At 65.5% G+C, this 17,654-nt stretch carries 19 protein-coding genes and 1 tRNA gene; 8 read left to right on the plus strand and 12 right to left on the minus strand.

Annotation, left to right across the window (positions count from 1 at the left end):
- The first annotated feature begins 3 nt into the window (after window positions 1-3).
- A complete protein-coding gene (locus KUH32_RS08840) occupies window positions 4-795 on the plus strand; it encodes an amino acid ABC transporter ATP-binding protein (protein ID WP_284438321.1) in 792 nt (263 codons plus the stop codon).
- Between the two features lie 24 nt (window positions 796-819).
- Here KUH32_RS08840 and KUH32_RS08845 read toward each other — a convergent pair whose 3' ends face one another.
- From KUH32_RS08845 to ttcA, 8 genes are all read right to left on the minus strand, one after another.
- A complete protein-coding gene (locus KUH32_RS08845) occupies window positions 820-1,311 on the minus strand; it encodes a SixA phosphatase family protein (protein WP_217777669.1) in 492 nt (163 codons plus the stop codon).
- Window positions 1,308-1,961, minus strand: coding sequence for a ferredoxin (locus KUH32_RS08850; protein ID WP_217777670.1), 654 nt, complete (start codon window positions 1,959-1,961; stop codon window positions 1,308-1,310). The genes KUH32_RS08845 and KUH32_RS08850 overlap by 4 nt, the downstream gene beginning before the upstream one ends.
- On the minus strand, window positions 1,958-2,848 hold the full coding sequence (gene argB, locus KUH32_RS08855; protein ID WP_217777671.1) for an acetylglutamate kinase: 891 nt from the start codon (window positions 2,846-2,848) through the stop codon (window positions 1,958-1,960). Before argB ends, KUH32_RS08850 begins: the two co-directional genes overlap by 4 nt.
- A 51-nt stretch (window positions 2,849-2,899) precedes the next feature.
- A complete protein-coding gene (gene yihA, locus KUH32_RS08860) occupies window positions 2,900-3,553 on the minus strand; it encodes a ribosome biogenesis GTP-binding protein YihA/YsxC (RefSeq protein WP_217777672.1) in 654 nt (217 codons plus the stop codon).
- Complete coding sequence (locus KUH32_RS08865) at window positions 3,550-4,293, minus strand: MOSC domain-containing protein (RefSeq protein ID WP_217777673.1); 744 nt, start codon at window positions 4,291-4,293, stop codon at window positions 3,550-3,552. The genes yihA and KUH32_RS08865 overlap by 4 nt, the downstream gene beginning before the upstream one ends.
- Window positions 4,290-6,143, minus strand: a complete 1,854-nt coding sequence (gene yidC, locus KUH32_RS08870) for a membrane protein insertase YidC (RefSeq protein WP_217777674.1) — start codon at window positions 6,141-6,143, stop codon at window positions 4,290-4,292. Before yidC ends, KUH32_RS08865 begins: the two co-directional genes overlap by 4 nt.
- Before the next feature lie 167 nt (window positions 6,144-6,310).
- Window positions 6,311-7,852 carry a GGDEF domain-containing phosphodiesterase gene (locus KUH32_RS08875; protein WP_254899008.1) on the minus strand — a complete coding sequence of 514 codons (1,542 nt, stop codon included), beginning with the start codon at window positions 7,850-7,852 and terminating at the stop codon, window positions 6,311-6,313.
- A gap of 76 nt (window positions 7,853-7,928) precedes the next feature.
- Entirely contained in the window at window positions 7,929-8,780 is an 852-nt protein-coding gene (gene ttcA, locus KUH32_RS08880; RefSeq protein WP_217777675.1) for a tRNA 2-thiocytidine(32) synthetase TtcA, read from the minus strand.
- Between the two features lie 87 nt (window positions 8,781-8,867).
- Between ttcA and KUH32_RS08885 the strand changes: the two genes are divergently transcribed.
- The gene (locus tag KUH32_RS08885; protein ID WP_217777676.1) at window positions 8,868-9,407 is read left to right on the plus strand and encodes a DUF3833 domain-containing protein; all 540 of its coding nucleotides are present in this window, start codon (window positions 8,868-8,870) and stop codon (window positions 9,405-9,407) included.
- Between the two features lie 4 nt (window positions 9,408-9,411).
- Here the strand turns inward: KUH32_RS08885 and yidD are convergent, their stop codons facing one another.
- Genes yidD through rpmH form a run of 3 tightly spaced genes read right to left on the minus strand, consistent with a single transcriptional unit; the run spans window position 9,412 to window position 10,204 of the window.
- Entirely contained in the window at window positions 9,412-9,666 is a 255-nt protein-coding gene (gene yidD, locus KUH32_RS08890; protein ID WP_217777677.1) for a membrane protein insertion efficiency factor YidD, read from the minus strand.
- Window positions 9,663-10,052: a ribonuclease P protein component gene (gene rnpA / locus KUH32_RS08895; protein ID WP_217777678.1), complete on the minus strand. Its 390-nt coding sequence runs from the start codon at window positions 10,050-10,052 to the stop codon at window positions 9,663-9,665. Before rnpA ends, yidD begins: the two co-directional genes overlap by 4 nt.
- Window positions 10,053-10,069: 17 nt before the next feature.
- The gene (gene rpmH / locus KUH32_RS08900) at window positions 10,070-10,204 is read right to left on the minus strand and encodes a 50S ribosomal protein L34 (protein ID WP_012177012.1); all 135 of its coding nucleotides are present in this window, start codon (window positions 10,202-10,204) and stop codon (window positions 10,070-10,072) included.
- Window positions 10,205-10,490: 286 nt separating this feature from the next.
- Here rpmH and KUH32_RS08905 point away from each other — a divergent pair, with 286 nt between their 5' ends.
- The 6 genes from KUH32_RS08905 to KUH32_RS08930 all read left to right on the plus strand — a co-directional run bounded on the left by KUH32_RS08905 (window position 10,491) and on the right by KUH32_RS08930 (window position 16,362).
- Window positions 10,491-11,225, plus strand: a complete 735-nt coding sequence (locus KUH32_RS08905; protein ID WP_217777679.1) for a TVP38/TMEM64 family protein — start codon at window positions 10,491-10,493, stop codon at window positions 11,223-11,225.
- 3 nt (window positions 11,226-11,228) lie between these two features.
- Window positions 11,229-12,647, plus strand: coding sequence for a dihydrolipoyl dehydrogenase family protein (locus KUH32_RS08910; RefSeq protein ID WP_217777680.1), 1,419 nt, complete (start codon window positions 11,229-11,231; stop codon window positions 12,645-12,647).
- A gap of 13 nt (window positions 12,648-12,660) precedes the next feature.
- A complete protein-coding gene (locus KUH32_RS08915; protein ID WP_217777681.1) occupies window positions 12,661-14,043 on the plus strand; it encodes a sensor histidine kinase in 1,383 nt (460 codons plus the stop codon).
- Window positions 14,044-14,107: 64 nt separating this feature from the next.
- A tRNA-Arg gene (locus KUH32_RS08920) sits at window positions 14,108-14,184 on the plus strand.
- Between the two features lie 241 nt (window positions 14,185-14,425).
- Window positions 14,426-15,718, plus strand: coding sequence for an NADH:flavin oxidoreductase/NADH oxidase family protein (locus KUH32_RS08925; RefSeq protein ID WP_217777682.1), 1,293 nt, complete (start codon window positions 14,426-14,428; stop codon window positions 15,716-15,718).
- Window positions 15,719-15,894: 176 nt separating this feature from the next.
- Window positions 15,895-16,362 carry an NUDIX hydrolase gene (locus KUH32_RS08930; protein WP_217777683.1) on the plus strand — a complete coding sequence of 156 codons (468 nt, stop codon included), beginning with the start codon at window positions 15,895-15,897 and terminating at the stop codon, window positions 16,360-16,362.
- Here KUH32_RS08930 and KUH32_RS08935 read toward each other — a convergent pair.
- Window positions 16,359-17,627, minus strand: a complete 1,269-nt coding sequence (locus KUH32_RS08935; protein WP_217777684.1) for a cytochrome-c peroxidase — start codon at window positions 17,625-17,627, stop codon at window positions 16,359-16,361. The genes KUH32_RS08930 and KUH32_RS08935 overlap by 4 nt on opposite strands.
- Between the last annotated feature and the right edge of the window lie 27 nt (window positions 17,628-17,654).

Below are 17,654 nucleotides of genomic sequence, written 5' to 3' on the forward strand. Positions count from 1 at the left end.
CACATGTCTGAGCTTGCAATCGACCGCGAAATCGACCGCTCCAAGATGCAGGTGAGCGACGAGATCGCCATCCAGATCATGAACATGAACAAGTGGTACGGAACGTTCCACGTGTTGCGCGACATCGACCTGACGGTGAACAACGGCGAACGGATCGTTATCGCCGGGCCGTCCGGGTCCGGCAAATCCACGCTGATCCGCTGCATCAACCGGCTGGAGGAACACCAGCAGGGGCAGATCATCGTGGACGGGATCGAACTGACCTCGGACCTCAAGAACATCGACAAGGTGCGGTCCGAAGTCGGAATGGTGTTCCAGCACTTCAACCTGTTCCCGCATCTGACGGTGTTGGAAAACTGCACGCTGGCGCCGATCTGGGTGCGCAAGACGCCCCGCAAGGAGGCCGAGGAAACGGCGATGCATTTCCTGGAAAAGGTCAAGATCCCCGAACAGGCGCTGAAATATCCCGGTCAACTGTCGGGCGGTCAACAGCAGCGCGTGGCCATCGCGCGGTCGCTGTGCATGAAGCCGCGCATCATGCTGTTCGACGAACCGACCTCGGCACTGGACCCCGAGATGATCAAAGAAGTGCTCGACACGATGATCGAGCTGGCCGAGGAAGGCATGACGATGCTCTGCGTCACCCACGAGATGGGTTTCGCCCGCCAGGTCGCGAACCGGGTCATCTTCATGGACCAGGGTCAGATCGTGGAACAGAACGAACCCGAAGAGTTCTTCAACAATCCGCAGAACGATCGAACCAAGCTGTTCCTGAGCCAGATCCTGGGGCATTGACGGATGGCGGGGGCGAACCCCGTCCTACGACAGCAATTCCCTCGGAACGACGAAATCCAAAGCCCGGCCCGCGCCGGGCTTTGTGTCTTTCCAGCTGTCCTGGTCGAACGCAGCGACCAGCGTTGCACCTGTCGGATAGTGATCGAACCGGTCGTGTTCCGGCGGCGCGCTCAGCAGCGCCCCCGCGAAGAACGCGATGCCGGGGTTGTGCCCCAGCATCAGCACGCAGTCGCCGGTGGCGTCCTGCAGCACCTCCATCAGCGTCTCGGGGCCGGCGTGATACAACGCGCGGTCGAATTGGGCCGGCGCGTCCAGGTTCAGCAGGTCAAGCGTCTCGCGGGTGCGCTTGGCGGTCGAACACAAGACCTGGTCGGGAAGGTGGCCCTGCGCGCGCAGCCAATCGCCCAGGGCTTTCGCACTGCGCCGGCCGCGCTTGTTCAGAGGGCGTTCGTGATCTTGCAGGTCGAACGACCAGTCGGACTTGGCGTGTCGCATCAGGATCAGCTTCATCGTCATCGTCCCAGGAACGCTGCCATGTGAAACGCCGCCTGAGCGTCGGGTCGCTGCAGTGCGGCCGAAGCCGGGCAGGCGCGGCGGGCCAGGCAGCCGATTTCGCGGCACGCCCGGCCGGCGTCCGAGGCGACATGCGCCCGGCAGGCGCCGACATCGTAATTCTGACCCGGCGCCAGCGCGCCGACTGGGCAGGCGGTGGTACAGGGCTGCCCGGCGCAGCGGTCGCAGGGGCGGATGGCCGCGGGAATCTCGTGCCGGTCCGGCAGGGCCACGGCGCCGCGAAACGACACCCACAGACCGGCCTCGTGATGCACCAGCAGCCCGACAGGCGAGGCCCAGATGGTGGCACAGCCCTGCGCCCAGGCGATGAAGGGCGGGTAGGGCGGGCCGTCCGAGGGAAAGATCGCCGTGCCGCCCCATTCGCGCGCCAGCGTCCCGATCACGCGCTTGGACCAGCGGTCCAGCGGATCGGCGGCCCCATCCAGGAATTCCGGCGCACCCGAAAACATCGGCCAGAAACGCGGCTCGTCCGGCCCCAGCAGGATCAGCGTTCGCGTGTCGGCAGGCAGGGTCGCATCGGGCGGCGGATGCAGCGCGCCGCGCAACGTCAGCCCGTGCACGCGGGCTTCGGCGTCAAACGCCCCCAGTGTCATCGTTTCTCGCGCGGGGGCAGGTTCTCGGGCTTGATCAGCGATCCGGCGCCGTGTTCGGTGAACAGCTCCAGCAGGCAGGCATTGCGCACCCGGCCGTCCAGGATGACCACGGCGCGCACGCCCTCCTCGATCGCCTTCAGCGCGGTTTCGGTCTTGGGAATCATGCCGCCGGCGATCACGCCCTCGTCTGTCAGGCGGCGCACGTCTTGGGGGGTCAGCGCGGTCAGCACCTCGCCATCGGCGCCCTTGACGCCGGAGACGTCGGTCAGCAGCAACAGCCGGTCGGCCTTGAGCGCACCGGCGATCGCGCCCGCGGCGGTGTCGCCGTTGACGTTATAGGTTTCCAGCGGGTCCATGCCGGTGGCCACGGGAGCGACTACCGGGATGATTCCGGCAGTGAACAGGTCGCGCAGCACCTGCACGTTCATTTCGACCGGCCGGCCGACAAAGCCCAGTTCGGGGTCGTCGGGTTCGCAGACCATCAGGTCGTCATCCTTGCCCGACAGACCCACCGCGCGGCCGCCTTCATCCATGATCGCCTGCACGATGCGCTTGTTGACAAGACCGGTCAGCACCATCTCGACCACCTCGACAGTGGCCTGGTCGGTCACCCGCTTGCCGCGCACCCATTCCGATTCGATGCCCAACCGTTTCAGCAGGTCGTTGATCATCGGGCCGCCGCCATGCACGACGATCGGGTTTACCCCGACCTGTCGCATCAGTACGACGTCGCGGGCGAATTCGGCCATGGCTTCGGCATCGCCCATCGCGTTGCCGCCGAATTTCACCACCACGATGGCGCCGGAATAGCGTTGCAGATAGGGCAGTGCTTCGGACAGCGTGCGGGCGGTGGCGATCCAGTCGCGGTTCATGTTCTGGGCTCTCATTGCTGTTGTCCCCCGGGGCGCGATCTGCCCGTTATCGCAAGGTGGCCAAGATCACACAAGCGTGGCGATGACGGCGCGCAGGGTGGCAAGGCCGTCGCCCTTTTCAGAGCTGGTCAGGACCATCTCGGGAAACGCGGCAGGGTGTTTGGCAAGCGTTTTGCGCACCTGCGCAAGCATCGGTTCCATGTCCCGGGATTTGACCTTGTCGGCCTTGGTCAGGACGACCTGAAAGGGCACGGCGGACTGGTCCAGCAGCGCCATGATCTCTTCGTCCACAGACTTTGTGCCGTGGCGGGCGTCGATCAGCACGAAGGCGCGGCGCAGCGACGCGCGACCGGCCAGGTAGGCCTTGAGCAGGCGTTGCCATTTCTCGACCACCGCCACCGGCGCGTTGGCAAAGCCGTAGCCGGGCAGGTCGACCAGATAGCGGTCGTCGCCCAGCGTGAAGAAATTGATTTCCTGGGTGCGGCCCGGTGTGTTCGACGCCCGCGCCAGCCCCTTGCGGCCGGTCAGCGCGTTGATCAGGCTGGACTTGCCGACATTGGACCGCCCGGCAAAACAGACTTCGATCCGGTCGGCCGGCGGCAGCCCGTCCATGGCGACCACGCCCTTGAGGAACTGCACATCACCCGCGAACAGCTTTCGTCCGATCTCGGAGGTGGCGTCGTCGGGGGCTTCGGCCAGCGGAAAGGGCAGGGCGGTCACAGCCGCGCCACCTGGTCGCCGACAGCAATGCGGCCGCTGCGCACTACCTCGGCGAGGACCGAGAAATCGCGGTGCCCCCAGCTGTCCAGCGCCTCGAGCACGTTTGCATCGCGTTGACCGGTCTCGGGGTTGTTATGCGTGGCCAGGCAGCGGGCCGTGCGCTCGCGCACCAGCAGCACCGCCTCGCCGATCTGCACTTCGCGGTCGACCCAGTCGAACTCCTCCCACGGGGCCAGCCCGTCGAACCACAGGTTGCCACGCCAGCGATGAGCCGACAGCTTGTGGCCGATGCGTTGTTCCACCGCCCGGTGCGAAGACATGTTGCACAGCGTGACCGATGGAAAGTCGCTGTCGGTGAAGCCCCGCGTTTCGCCGCGCACCACGCGGGACGATTGCGCGCGGTTTTCCGGGATGAAGCCGCCCGCCCAGGCGATCAGCTTGTCACCCTCGGTGTCCGGGCGGAAAGTCAGATCCTCGCGCTCGGGATGGCTCAGCGTCACGGTCGCCGTTGCCTCGTCCAGTCGCGCTGTGATGGCGCCCAGCCCCGGCGCCTTGCTGCCGATCGAGAAGTTGCGGCACGACACCCATTGCGACCCGTCCGCGTCGCTCTGGTCATGCGCGACGGCCCAATGCCGGTCCCAGGGCAGGGTCTGGCCGGCGGTCAGCGTAACGGCGTCCAGCGCTTCGCGGCCGTGGCTTTTCACGGGGAAACGCCAGATCGCTGTCACGCGGCCGGTCATTTCTTGCCTTTGGGCTTGCTATCGGCATTGGCCGGCTTGTCGTCGACCTTCTGCCGTTTGATGCCCGACTTGATGTTGCCCAGGATGTCCGGCTTGAAGCCCTGGCTGCGCATGATCAGGTATTGCTGGGTGAAGGTGATGACGTTGTTGGCGATCCAGTAGATCACCAGGCCGCTGGCGAAACTGCCCAGCATGAACATGAACACCCAGGGCATCCAGGCAAAGATCATCGCCTGGGTCGGGTCGGTGGGTGCCGGGTTCAGCTTTTGCTGCAGCCACATCGAGATGCCCAGCAGCAGCGGCAGAATGCCGAGGAAGATCAGCGCCATGATCGATCCCGGTTCGGGCCCGGCAAAGGGCAGCAGGCCGAACAGGTTCATGATCGAGGTCGGGTCGGGCGCGCTGAGGTCCTGGAACGGGCCCAGCCAGGGCGCGTGGCGCAATTCCAGCGTGACGAAGATCACCTTGTAGAGCGAGAAGAAGATCGGGATCTGCAGAAGGATCGGCAGACAGCCCGAGGCCGGGTTGACCTTTTCCTTCTTGTAGAGCGCCATCATCTCTTGCTGGAGCTTCTGGCGGTCGTCGCCGGCGCGCTCCTTGATCTTTTCCATCTCCGGCTGAAGTTCCTTCATCTTCGCCATCGAGACGTAGGATTTGTAGGCCAGCGGAAACAGCAGCGCCTTGATCAGCAGGGTCAGGCCGATGATCGCCCAGCCCATGTTGCCGATCCAGGCATTGAGATAGTGCAGCACGGCGAAGATCGGCTTGGTCAGGAAAAAGAACCAGCCCCAGTCGATGCTGTCGAGAAAGCCCTCGACGCCGGATTTTTCGTAGTTGCGGATCGCTTCCCATTCCTTTGCGCCGGCGAACAGCTGGGTCGAAACCTGCGCGGTCCCGCCGGGGGCGAGGGATTGCGTCGGCAGCACCACTTCGGTCTGGTAGATGTTGCGCGCGTCGTCGAATTTGGCGACCTGCTTGAAGGCGCTGCCGGGTTGCGGGATCAGCGTCGTCATCCAGTAATGGTCGGTGAAGCCGATCCAGCCGTTTTCGGCCACCTGGGTGACTTCGGCGCGGGCACCTTCGCTGGGCACGACCGGGAAGTCAGGCATGTCGTCATAGTCGATTTCCGCCAGCGTGCCGTCGGCCATGGCGACAACGCCTTCGTGCAGGATGAAGAAGTTCTTGAGGTTCTGCGGTTCGCCGTGCCGCGCCAGGATACCGTAAGGCGCCATCGACACGGTTGCCTCCGAGCCGTTGGTGACGCCCTGGGTGACGGTGAACATGTAGTTCTCGTCGACCGAAATCGTGCGGGTAAAGGTCAATCCGGCGGGGCTTTGCCATTGCAGTGTCACCGGGCTGCCGATGCCCAGCGTCTCGCCCGAGGCGACCTGCCAGGGGGTGTTGGCCCCCGGAACGTCGTCCAGCGTCAGCCCGGTTCCCGGGGCCCAGCCGTAAAGCGCGTAGTAGGGCGCGACGTCGCCGACCGGGCGCAGCATCTGAACGATATCCGCGTTCTCGTCGATCGAGACCCTGTAATCCTTGAGCTTGAGCGTGTCGATGCGCCCGCCGGTCAGCGAGATCGACCCGCTCAGGCGTTCGGTCTCGATCGCGACGCGCGGCGCTTCGGGGGCGGCCGCGGTGGTCGCCTGCGTCGCCGGAGTGGTGCCGGGTGCGGCGCTCGGTGCGGTGGCGACGCCGCCGGTCGGCGGCAGATCGGCGGTGGCTTGCGCGGTGGCGGGATCGGCGGTGTCCACCGGCGGTTCCGGCGGCGGAAACAGGATGAACCAGACCAGGATCACCACAAAGCTGAGCGCGGTTGCGAGAAGCAGGTTCTTGTTCTGATCATCCATAGAGCCGGCCGCCTGTCGGGGAACATCACCGCAGCCTTCAAGCGCTCCGGCGCCCAAAGGTCAAGCCGATTCAGGTCACAGCTGCGCAACTGGCGCGCCGCCCGATGCCGCAGCCGTCGGCGAGCGGTGTTTCGGATTCGGCTCGATCAGCCGGTTTCCGGGGCCGATCAGCCGGTCTGCCGTCCCGCCCATTGCGCGTCGGCGATCCGCTCCGCGTGGGACCTGGCCCAGTCGACCATGGCTTCCGAGGTCATCGGCCGCGCGATCCCGAAGCCCTGCACGTGGTCGCATCCCAACTGGGCCAGCAAGGCGTGTTCGCCGACGCTTTCCACCCCTTCGGCGAGGGTCTCGAGTCCCAGCCTGCCGGCCAGGCCCAGCACCGCGGCCAGCATCCGGCGCTGATCCTCGTCGCGATCGACGCGGGTGACGAAGGACCGGTCGATCTTGAGCCGGTGCACCGAAAACCGCCGCAAGGCGGTGATCGAGGCGTGACCGGTGCCGAAATCGTCCAGGTCGATGTGGCAACCGAGATCGCCGAGGTCGCGGATGTTGCGCGCGACGATCCCTTCGGGCGCTTCCGAGATCACCGTTTCCAGTACTTCGACTCCCAGGCGCTGCGGCGTCAGGCCGAACCGGTCGAGTTCCCACTTGACGCGTTCGACCAGCTGGGGATTGCGCAGTTCGGTGCCGGAGAAGTTCACGCTGACACGGGGGATGTCGATGCCGGCCTGGTCCCAGGTGCGCAGGGCGGTCAGGCTGTGCTGCAGGATCACCTCGCCCAGCTTGTCCATCTGTCCCGCCTCTTCCAGGCATTGCAGGAATTGCAGCGGCGGCACGATCCCGCGTTCGGGATGCAGCCAGCGGGCCAGAGCCTCGACCCCGCTGATCCGGCCGGTCGAGGTGCACACCTGCGGTTGGAACCAGGGCTGGATCTGGCCCGAGACCAGCGCCCGCTCGACATCCGCCAGAAGCCCCCGGCGTTCGCTGCGCGACCGGACCATCGCGTCGGACCAGGCGCGGATGGCCGACGGGCCGTTGGCAAGCGCCTCGTCCAGCGCGGTCTGCGCGCAATCCACCAGAACGGCGCCCTGCGCCCCGGGTTTGAGCCGCGACGCCCCGCAAAACCCCACTGCGACGCTGAGATAGTGGGTGCCGTGGTCCAGGCCGATAGGTTCTTCCAGGCCCGTCTGCACGCGCTTGGCAAGCGACAACAGGATTTCCAGGTCGAGCCGGGGGGCGGGCGCCAGTACGACCGCAAGGCGCGCGTCGCCGATTCGAAACGCCTGATCCTCGTCGCGCAACATGCCGCGCAACCGTGCCAGCGAACGGTCGCGCACCGCTTCGGCGGCGTCCTCGCCCCAGCGTCTGACCAGCGGGACCATGTCCTCGATCTCGACCAGCAGGCAGGCGGTCGCCGCGTTGCGCCGCAATGCCGCTTCCAGCGCCTCGTCGGCCTTGCCCGGCAATGCGCTGGCTGCGATCACATCGGTTTCGTCCTGGTTGGCAAAGCGCGGCAAGGCGTCGTACATGCCGGCCAACAGGTAGATGGCCGGAAGCCCCAGAGCGACCAGGATCAGCAAGAGCTGGCCGCCGATCCAGAATGCACCGAGGACAGCCGCGGGCAGGAATGCCAGCATCTGCGGCCCCGTCAGCGCCGCGCGGATGGCGGATTTCGTGCGCCGCAGGCGCGCCAGCGTATCGGCCGTCATCGCAAGCCCCTGTGTCAAACCGTTCGGCAGGCACGCTAGGGCAGCGGTGTAACCGGGGGCTTAATGCGGCTGCGGTTTAGTCGGTCGAATTGTCCGGGTTGCGGGTATCGCGAACCAGGCCCGCGAAGTCGAACAGACTGGGGTCCAGCATGTGCGACGGCCGGATGTTCATCAGCGCGCGGAACATGACCTGCCGCCGGCCGGGGCTGTTCCTTTCCCATCCGTCGAGGATCTGCTTGACCTGCTGGCGCTGCAGCCCGTCCTGGCTGCCGCACAGGTCGCAGGGGATGATCGGGTAGTTCATGGCGCGGGCGAATTTCTCGCAATCGGCTTCGGCCACATGGGCAAGCGGGCGATAGACGAACAGATCGCCCTCTTCGTTGACCAGCTTGGGCGGCATGGTGGCCAGCCGGCCGCCGTGAAAGAGGTTCATGAAGAAGGTCTCGAGGATGTCGTCGCGGTGATGGCCCAGCACCACAGCGGAACAGCCCTCTTCGCGCGCGATGCGATAAAGGTTGCCACGACGCAGACGCGAACACAGCGCGCAATAGGTCCGGCCCTGCGGCACCTTGTCGGTGACGATGGAATAGGTGTCCTGGTATTCGATCCGGTGCGGCACCTGCATCCGGGTCAGGAATTCCGGCAGCACCGTCGCCGGGAATCCGGGCTGACCCTGGTCGAGGTTGCAGGCCAGCAGATCGACCGGCAGCAGCCCGCGCCACTTCAGCTCGTACAGCACTGCCAGAAGCGTGTAGCTGTCCTTGCCGCCGGACAGGCAGACCAGCCATTTGCCACCCTCTTCGACCATGCCGTATTGCTCCACCGCCTCGCGGACGTTCTGCACGATGCGCTTGCGCAGCTTCTTGAACTCGGTGCTTTTCGGAGCTCCGTGAAACAGCGGATGGATGTCGTCGGCGTTGTCGAACATGGGGTTGGGATACTCTTCGGTCCACGTTGCGACAAGAGGGTCGCGCGATCTGTGATCCTTTGTGGCGCGTGGCACGTAGACAACAACATGAAACACGTCGTTCTATGCGCCACACTGTTGCTCGCCGCCTGCACCGGCAAGCCGTCTCTCGACGACCCGAGCCTGAGCCAGCGCGAACTCGATCTCGAGGAATTCTTCGATGGCGAGTTGGTGGCCTATGGCCAGTTCCAGGATATCTTCGGAACCGTCCGACGGCAGTTTTCGGTGCGCATCGCAGGTGACTGGGACGGTCAGCGCCTGCGCCTGGTCGAGGATTTTCTCTACGAGGACGGCGCCACCGAACAACGCGTCTGGACCCTGACCAAGACCGGGCCGGAAACCTGGCAAGGCACCGCACCGGGGGTGATCGGCGTGGCCACCGGAGAAGAGCGCGGCGACCGTTTCAACTGGCGATACACGATCGACCTGCCGATCCCCGCCGCCGATGGCAGCGTCGACACGATGCGCGTCAGCTTCGACGATTGGATGTGGCTTTGGTCCGACACGCGCCTGTTCAATCGCGCCTACATGAAACGAGCCGGAATCGATATCGGCGACGTCTCGATCACTTTCGAAAAACTGCGCTGACCGGTCACGTGGGTGGTCCGTCCGACCGGTCGGCACGCTTGGGTGGAACGGGGTCATACCCGGATCTGCCCCAGGGGTGACACCGCCCGATGCGGCGTGCAGCCAGCCATGTGCCCTTGATCGCGCCGTGCTTTTCCAAAGCTTCCAGCGCATAGGCCGAGCAGGTGGGTTGGTAGCGGCAGTTATGCCCTACCCACGGCGAAAAGATCAGCCGATAGGCCCGAACCGGCAGGGCGACGATCTGGGCCAGCGGCGTCACGGGTGCACCTTGCGCAAGGCGCGCCGCAGATCGTCCTGCAGGGCGGTGAAATCGCGCCGCGCGGTGATCTCGTGCCGTCCGACCAGCACATAGTCAAATCCCGCGCGCCCGTGATGCGGAAGAACCAGCCGGGCGACCTCGCGCAGGCGGCGTTTGGCACGGTTGCGGGCAACCGCATTGCCGACCTTCCTGGAACAGGTGAATCCCACGCGGATCGCGCCGTCATCGCCCCGGTCCCAGGCCTGCAGCAGGAACCCGTCCACCGGCGCCTTGCGACCGCGCGCCGCGCGCAGGAAATCGGCGCGCCTGGTCAGGGTCTCCAGACGCAACAAAGCCGCCTCGGGCGATGCCGGGGCGGCTTGGGGTATCGTCAACGGCTCCGCCATGGGCAGAGCGGGCCGGGTTACGCGCTCAGCGACTTGCGGCCGCGGGCACGACGGGCGTTCAGGATCTTGCGGCCGGCCTTGGTGGCCATGCGGGCGCGGAAACCGTGGCGGCGCTTGCGAACCAGGTTCGACGGCTGAAAGGTGCGTTTCATCGCGTTTGCTCCGTGTCATTGGCCCCGCAAAGCGGATTCGCAGGGCCAGGGATGTCTGAAGCCCGTGCTATAGGGTGGGTGCGGGACGCTGTCAAACGGCAATTCCGGGTCTGAATGCAACAATCCGCAACGGAATTGCCGGGCAAATGTTTCACTCTGGTCATAATCGCGGCCTTTGCTCACGCTGGACCACACCGGCGATCAAGGGGGCGTGAAGATGCTGTTGCGCGGGCAGTCCGGACCGCATGTTTCAACCGACACCGCAACACACCGGACACCCCGACCCATGAGCGACATGACCACCGACACCCCGAAACAAGGCCTGCGCCGCCACCTTCCGCTGATCGCGATCCTGATCGTGGCGACGATCGGGTTTTTCACGCTGCGTGATCATCTCGGCTTCGAGGCGCTGCGCGACAACCGCGAGGCGCTGCTGGCCTTCCGCGACACGCATTACGCCGCGACCGTCGGGCTGTTCATCCTGGCCTACATCGCCATCGTCGCCTTTTCGCTGCCCGGTGCCACCATCGCCACGCTGACCGGCGGTTTCCTGTTCGCCACCTTTCCCGGGGCGCTGTTCAACATGATCGCGGCCACCATCGGCGCGACGGCAATCTTTCTGGCCGCCCGCTGGGGTCTTGGGGCACGCCTTGCCGAGCGGATGGAAAGCAGTGACGGCATGGTCAAGCGCATCAAGGACGGCATCGACGAAAACCAGTGGTCCATGCTGTTCCTGATCCGGCTGGTGCCCGCGGTGCCGTTCTTCGTGGCCAACCTCGTCCCTGCCTTCGTGGGCGTGCCGCTGTGGCGCTACGTGGTGACGACCTTCCTGGGCATCGCGCCCGGGGCGGTGGTCTATACCTCGGTCGGCGCCGGTCTGGGTGAGGTGTTCGAACGCGGTGAGACACCCGATCTGGGTATCATCTTCGCGCCGGAAATCCTGCTGCCGATCCTGGGTTTGTGCGCACTTGCCGCGCTGCCCATCCTCATCAAGGCCGTGCGCGGCAAGAAAGGCCTGTAAGCGATGCAGACGATCAAGACCGACCTGCTGGTCATCGGGGCAGGGTCCGGCGGGCTGTCGGTCGCGGCGGGTGCCGTCCAGATGGGCGCCGACGTGACCCTGCTCGAAGCGCACAAGATGGGCGGCGATTGCCTGAACTACGGTTGCGTGCCGTCCAAGGCGCTGATCGCCTCGGGCAAGACCGCCTATGCGATGTCGCACGCCGCGCCCTACGGCATCGCCGACGTCGCGCCCCAGGTCGATTACGCCGCCGCAAAGGACCACGTGGCCGACGTGATCGAGACCATCGCGCCGGTCGACAGCCAGGAACGGTTCGAAGGGCTGGGCGTGCGGGTGATCCGCGAACGCGGGCGGTTCGTCGATGAAAACACCGTCGAGGCAGGCGATCACCGCATCACCGCGCGACGCATCGTGATCGCGACCGGGTCTTCGCCGCTGGTGCCGCCGATTCCGGGGCTGGATGGCATGCCCTACATCACCAACGAAACGCTGTGGGAGCTGCGCGACCGGCCCGACCACCTGCTGGTGATCGGCGGCGGCCCCATCGGGATGGAGATGGCACAGGCCCATCGCAGGCTCGGGTCGCAAGTCACCGTCATCGAAGGTGCCAAGGCGCTTGGCAAGGACGATCCCGAAATGGCGCAGATCGTGCTGGAAGGCCTGCGCGCCGAGGGGATCGAGATCGCCGAGGATGCCATGGCAAGGGAAATCCGCGGCAAGGCCGGCGCCATCGAGGTCGAGGCCGAAGACGGCCGCGTCTTCAAGGGCACGCATCTGCTGGTGGCGGTCGGCCGCAAGGCCAATACCGACGGGCTGAACCTCGACGCCGCCGGGATCAAGACCACCCGCAGCGGCATCCAGGTGGATGACGGTCTCAAGACGACCAACCGCAAGGTCTATGCCATCGGCGATGTCGCGGGCGGTCTGCAATTCACCCATGTCGCGGGCTATCACGCCGGTATCGTCATCCGCTCGGCCCTGTTCGGCCTGCCCGCCAAGACCAGCACGAAACACATCCCCTGGGCCACCTACACCCAGCCGGAACTGGCGCAGGTGGGTCTGACCGAAGCGCAGGCCAAGAAGGAACACGGCATCAATCTGGAGGTCGTGCGCTTTCACTATTCCCACAACGACCGCGCCATCGCCGAGCGCAAGACCGCCGGGCTGATCAAGGTGATGGTGGTCAAGGGCAAGCCGGTCGGCGTGTCGATCGCCGGCTACCAGGCCGGCGAGCTTATCAACCTGTGGTCGTTGGTCATCGCCAACGGGCTGAAAATGAAGCACGTTTCCAACATGGTTGCGCCCTACCCGACCATCGGAGAGCTTAACAAACGTGCGGCCGGGGCCTATTTCACTCCCAGGCTGTTCGAAAACGACACGGTGAAAAAACTGGTGCGGCTGGTGCAACGCTGGCTGCCGTAACAAAGCGGACGCGATGATCAACTCGTTATCAGGGCGGTTTCTGATCCTGACCACGGTCTTCGTGATGCTGGCCGAGGTGCTGATCTTCGTGCCCTCGGTGGCGCGCTTTCGCGAGGATTACCTGCTGGCGCGGCTGGAACGGGCGCAGATCGCGTCGCTGGCGCTTTTGGCCGATGACATGATCGCGCCGGAACTCGAGGCCGAGCTGCTGGACAATGCCGGCGTCTACAACGTCGCGCTGCGGCGCGACAGCTCGAAACAGCTGGTCCTGTCCTCGCCGATGCCCTCCGAGGTGTATGCCAGCTTCGATCTGCGCGACGCGCCGGCATTGACGCTGATCCGCGACGCCATGGTGCGGCTGGTCGATCCGCAGGACCGGGTGATCCGTGTCATGGGCAACCCGCTGCGCGACGCCGGGCTGCTGATCGAGGTGACGATGAACACCGGCCCGCTGCGGGCGGCGATGATCGACTATGGTCTGCGAATCCTGGTGCTGTCGGCGGTGATCTCGATCATCACCGCGCTGCTTTTGTTCCTCGCTGTCCGGGTGCTGCTGGTCAAACCGATCAAGGGGGTGGTCGGCGCGATGCAGGCCTATGCCGAGGCGCCCGAGGACGCCCGCCGGGTGATCGTGCCCAAGGCCAGCGTACGCGAGCTGCGCGAGGCCGAAGAGGCGCTGCAATCGCTGCAGACACAGGTCACCCAATCGCTGAAACAGCGCGAACGCCTGGCGCAGTTGGGCGGAGCCGTGGCCCGGGTCAGCCATGACCTGCGCAACATCCTGACCTCGGCGCAATTGTTCACCGACCGCATCGAGATGTCCGAGGATCCCCTGGTGCGTCGGATGGCGCCCAAGCTGGTCAACTCGATCACCCGGGCGGTGTCGCTGTGCGAGGGCACGCTGGCCTTCGGCAAGGCCGAAGAGCCTTCGCCGACGCTGACGCTGTTCAACCTGAGTTCGCTGGTCAACGAGGTTTTCGAGGCCGAGAGGTTGGCCATCGGCGATGACCCGGTCAGCCTGTCGGCGGATGTCCCCGCCGGACTGGTGATCCGGGCCGACCCCGAACAGCTCTACCGCGCCCTGGCCAACCTTTTGCGCAATGCCCGTCAGGCCATCGTGGCCGCCAAGCGCGAGGGCGAGATCAGCGTTCAGGCGCGCGTCGAGAACGGCGATTGGGTGATCGATGTCGTCGATACGGGGCCCGGTCTGCCGCCCAAGGCGCGCGACCACCTGTTCCAGCCTTTCCAGGGCGGCGCCCGAAAGGGCGGGATCGGCCTGGGCCTGGCCATCGTCGCCGAACTGGTACGCGGTCATGGCGGCAGCCTGACGCTCAGGCACAGCGACGATACCGGCACCGCGTTCGAAATCCGCCTGCCGATGGGGGCCAGCGCCTGAGCGCCGGTTTTTTCGTCTTTGCCCCTTGCAAAGCGTTCTGTCAGCGAGTAACTCCACCCCCCACGGACCGATAGCTCAGCTGGATAGAGTACTTGACTACGAATCAAGGGGTCGGGGGTTCGAATCCTCCTCGGTCCGCCACTTGATCCGGGTTGTAAGGGACAGGTTCCGCATGGCGGAACGGACCCCGACCGGACACGATCCCGACCAGCGGTTTCCCTGAACGAACGGCGCGGCCGTCGATTGCCGTTCTCGGCAGTTCACGTCGGGCGACAGGGCAGGGTCCACCGGGCCGTATACTTGTGGCCGATACGCGTCTAAGCTCCGGTTCCCGCAGCCGATCGGGTCCCTCGGGACGAAACCCGGTCCATATGAACCAAGGGTGACGCCGTTGCCGCAATCCGGATTTGCCACCCCGCTTGACCTGCCATGCGGCAGTCGGCTGAAGAACCGGTTCGCCAAAAGCGCGATGACCGAGGCTTTGGCCGATGCGAGGGACGCGCCGACCGCGGCGCACCGGACATTGTACAAACGCTGGTCCGAGGGCGGGCTGGCGCTGCAGGTGACGGGCAATGTCATGATCGACCGGCGCTACCTGGAACGGCCCGGGAACGTGGTGGTCGAAGACGAAAGCGCGATGGGGCCGCTGCGGGATTGGGCCGGCGCTGCCAAGTCCGGCGGCAACCAGGTCTGGATGCAGATCAGCCATCCGGGCCGGCAATGTCCGATCGTGGTCAACACCCGACCCCTGGCGCCCTCGGACGAAAAACTGCGCATTCTCGGGCTGTTCGGCAGGCCGAGGGAAATGACCGCCGACGATATCTCGGACGCGATCCAGCGCTACGCCCGCACCGCCGCTATCGCGAGATCGGCCGGTTTCGACGGCGTGCAGATCCACGCCGCGCATGGCTACCTCATCAGTCAGTTCCTGTCGCCGATCACCAATCGGCGCCCGGATGAATGGGGCGGGTCGCTGGAAAACCGGGCGCGGTTCCTGCGCCGGGTCTATGCTGCGGTGCGCGCCGCCGTCGGGCCGGATTTCGCCGTGGCGGTCAAGCTCAACTCGGCCGATTTCCAGAAAGGCGGGTTCAGTTTCGAGGACTGCGCCCGGGTTGCGCAATGGCTGGAACAGGACGGCATCGACCTGATCGAGCTTTCCGGCGGAACCTACGAGCAGATGAGCTTTGTCAACGGTGCCGAAGACGAACAGCGCGAAAGCACCCGGCGCCGCGAGGCCTATTTTCTGGACTACGCGCGGATGATGCGCCGGGCGGTTTCCGTGCCGATCATGGTCACGGGCGGATTTCGCAGCGCCGATGCGATGCAGCGTGCCATTGCCGAAGACGGGATCGACATGGTGGGCCTGGCACGCCCCTTCTGCATCCAGCCCGACGCCGCGGCCGCCCTGCTGAACGGGACGAAAGACCGCGTCGGGATCGAAGAAGACGGGCTGACGATCGGGCGGGGGCAGCTGGGGCTGAACGCGCGGAACTGGCTGGTCGGGCTGATCAACACCGTGTCGCGCGTCGAATACCATGCCTGGCAGATGGCGCGGATGTCGCGCGGGCTGAACCCGCAAACCGACGCCCGGGCCAACGCGATCGGCTACTTCCTGTGGTACCTGAACCGGACGACCCTGCTTGCCCTGCGCCGCAAGATCGCGCAGGCGTTCTGAGCGGGCCGGGCGGTTCTTTGACCGCCGGGGCCGGAACCGACATGGACGCGGTCGCGCGGCCTGACGCAGGTCGGGTTCCGAAAGAGGCACCGGTTTGGCCGATTTGTTTGTGTCCCTCGGCAACGGACCTGCTAAGCTACGTGAACAGCCGTCAAAAGAACGGTGTGAGGAAAGAGATGCCAGAGGTCGGAGAGCAGATAGCCGCCTTGCCGATGAAATGGGACGACAAGGACAACCTGCGCGTCCTGATGGTCACGTCCCGTGATACCGGCCGCTGGGTCATGCCCAAGGGCTGGGAAATGGACGGCAAGAAACCTTGGGCCGCCGCCAAGATCGAGGCGCTCGAGGAAGCCGGCGCCAAGGGGTATATCGGCGAGGAATGCATCGGCACCTACCGCTATCCCAAGATCATGGACGATGGCCGCATCGTGCCGTGTGTGGTGCGCGTCTATCCGATGATCGTGGAAAAGCTGCTGCGCGACTGGAAAGAACGCGGGCAGCGGCGCCGCAAATGGTTCTCGCCCAAGGCGGCTTCAAAGCGGGTCGACGAACCCGACCTGGCCCAATTGCTTGTGGGTCTGGCCAGGAAACCTCACAAGCAACCGATCATCCGCAACCTGCTCGACAACACCGCGCAGGGCTAGTCCACGGGCAAGCCGCTGGGAACGCGGTCGGGACGGCCAAGCGGCCGATCGAACGCGGTGCGGCCGGTCAGGCAATTCAGAAAGGCCTCGATATCGTCGATCTGGGTTTCGGTCAGTGCCACCGGCGTGACCTGGACAGCAGCGATCTGGCGGGCCATCTCGCGGCCGTCCTGCCGGATGATGAAATCGGTGGCGGCCAACCAGGGTGCGTCGGGCAGATGCGCCATCTCCGGCGTCCAGGCCGCGGCGCTTGCTGCCGGGTCGGCCATGTGCCGGATCATGCTGCGCAGGTCCGGAAAGGCGCCGTTATGCCCATAAGGTGCGGTCAGCGCGACGTTGCGCAGGGGCAGGGTGCGGAACTTGTAGGCATCCTCCAGATCGTCTGTCGCACCCATCCTGCCGACATCGCGCGGGATCGGATCGAAAGGCCGTGTCCGGCCCGGACCAAAGCCCGGGATGCCCATGGCGTGGAATTGCTGGTCGGTGAACAGCGGGCCGGAATGACAGGTGGAACAGCCCGCCTGCCCGAAGAACAGCTGCCGCCCGCGCTCGGCCGCCTCGGGCAGGGGCGTGCCATCGCGCAACCAGTCATCGTAGGGGCTGTCGAAGTTTCGCCATTCGGTGCCGATAAAGGCGGCGATGGCGTTGCCGATCTCGACGATGGTGACGTCTTCGGGGCGTTCGACATGGTCGAAGGCGGCGACGAACATCTCGCCGTATTCCGGGATCGTGCGCACCCGCTTGGCGATGATCGGCCAGGCGCCGTCGATGCGTTTCTTCACGGCGCCGCCGATCTCGTTTTCCTCCGACGCGCCGGCCATCTCGGCATCCGACGTCATCGGGAACAGCGCCTGCGCGGCGATGATCGAGTTCAGACCTTTCGGCAACCGTTCCTCGGCCGGGCTGTCGAAGCCGTTGCCGTAGAGATCCGACACCGACAACCGCCCGTCATGGAACAGCACGGTCACGTCCTTGTGGCCCAGGTTCCAAAGTGCAGGCGCGTGCCGCGGGATACGCTTTTCGATGCGGTCCTTGCCGGTTCCGGCGGTGCGTTTCGGCCCCAGGCCGACACCGCCTTCGCCGATGCCCAGGCTCAGCCCGTCGGCGCCGCCAAGGTCGTGGTGATGGCAGGTGCCGCAGCTGATGTTGCGGTTGCCGCTGAGGATCTTGTCGTAGAACAGCAATTGCCCGATCCGGGCTTGCGCCGGGTCGAAGGGCAGGAAATCATCCTCGGACAGCGGGTTTGCCGACACCGGCAATGCCATGCCCAGAACCAGAAGCGAGGCCAGACC

It is taken from the genome of Thalassococcus arenae, assembly GCF_019104745.1.
GTDB lineage: Bacteria > Pseudomonadota > Alphaproteobacteria > Rhodobacterales > Rhodobacteraceae > Thalassococcus_B > Thalassococcus_B arenae.

Excerpts from the sequence above, each read along its gene's own strand:
- rpmH (WP_012177012.1), bottom strand. The coding sequence starts at position 10,204 with ATGAAACGCACCTTTCAGCCGTCGAACCTGGTTCGCAAGCGCCGCCAC.
- ttcA (WP_217777675.1), bottom strand. The coding sequence starts at position 8,780 with ATGTTCGACAACGCCGACGACATCCATCCGCTGTTTCACGGAGCTCCG.
- argB (WP_217777671.1), bottom strand. The coding sequence starts at position 2,848 with ATGAGAGCCCAGAACATGAACCGCGACTGGATCGCCACCGCCCGCACG.
- KUH32_RS08930 (WP_217777683.1), top strand. The coding sequence starts at position 15,895 with ATGCCAGAGGTCGGAGAGCAGATAGCCGCCTTGCCGATGAAATGGGAC.
- KUH32_RS08845 (WP_217777669.1), bottom strand. The coding sequence starts at position 1,311 with ATGACGATGAAGCTGATCCTGATGCGACACGCCAAGTCCGACTGGTCG.
- KUH32_RS08910 (WP_217777680.1), top strand. The coding sequence starts at position 11,229 with ATGCAGACGATCAAGACCGACCTGCTGGTCATCGGGGCAGGGTCCGGC.
- KUH32_RS08885 (WP_217777676.1), top strand. The coding sequence starts at position 8,868 with ATGAAACACGTCGTTCTATGCGCCACACTGTTGCTCGCCGCCTGCACC.
- rnpA (WP_217777678.1), bottom strand. The coding sequence starts at position 10,052 with ATGGCGGAGCCGTTGACGATACCCCAAGCCGCCCCGGCATCGCCCGAG.
- KUH32_RS08905 (WP_217777679.1), top strand. The coding sequence starts at position 10,491 with ATGAGCGACATGACCACCGACACCCCGAAACAAGGCCTGCGCCGCCAC.
- KUH32_RS08875 (WP_254899008.1), bottom strand. The coding sequence starts at position 7,852 with ATGACGGCCGATACGCTGGCGCGCCTGCGGCGCACGAAATCCGCCATC.
- KUH32_RS08865 (WP_217777673.1), bottom strand. The coding sequence starts at position 4,293 with ATGACCGGCCGCGTGACAGCGATCTGGCGTTTCCCCGTGAAAAGCCAC.
- KUH32_RS08915 (WP_217777681.1), top strand. The coding sequence starts at position 12,661 with ATGATCAACTCGTTATCAGGGCGGTTTCTGATCCTGACCACGGTCTTC.
- KUH32_RS08840 (WP_284438321.1), top strand. The coding sequence starts at position 4 with ATGTCTGAGCTTGCAATCGACCGCGAAATCGACCGCTCCAAGATGCAG.
- yidC (WP_217777674.1), bottom strand. The coding sequence starts at position 6,143 with ATGGATGATCAGAACAAGAACCTGCTTCTCGCAACCGCGCTCAGCTTT.
- KUH32_RS08935 (WP_217777684.1), bottom strand. The coding sequence starts at position 17,627 with ATGGCATTGCCGGTGTCGGCAAACCCGCTGTCCGAGGATGATTTCCTG.
- KUH32_RS08850 (WP_217777670.1), bottom strand. The coding sequence starts at position 1,961 with ATGACACTGGGGGCGTTTGACGCCGAAGCCCGCGTGCACGGGCTGACG.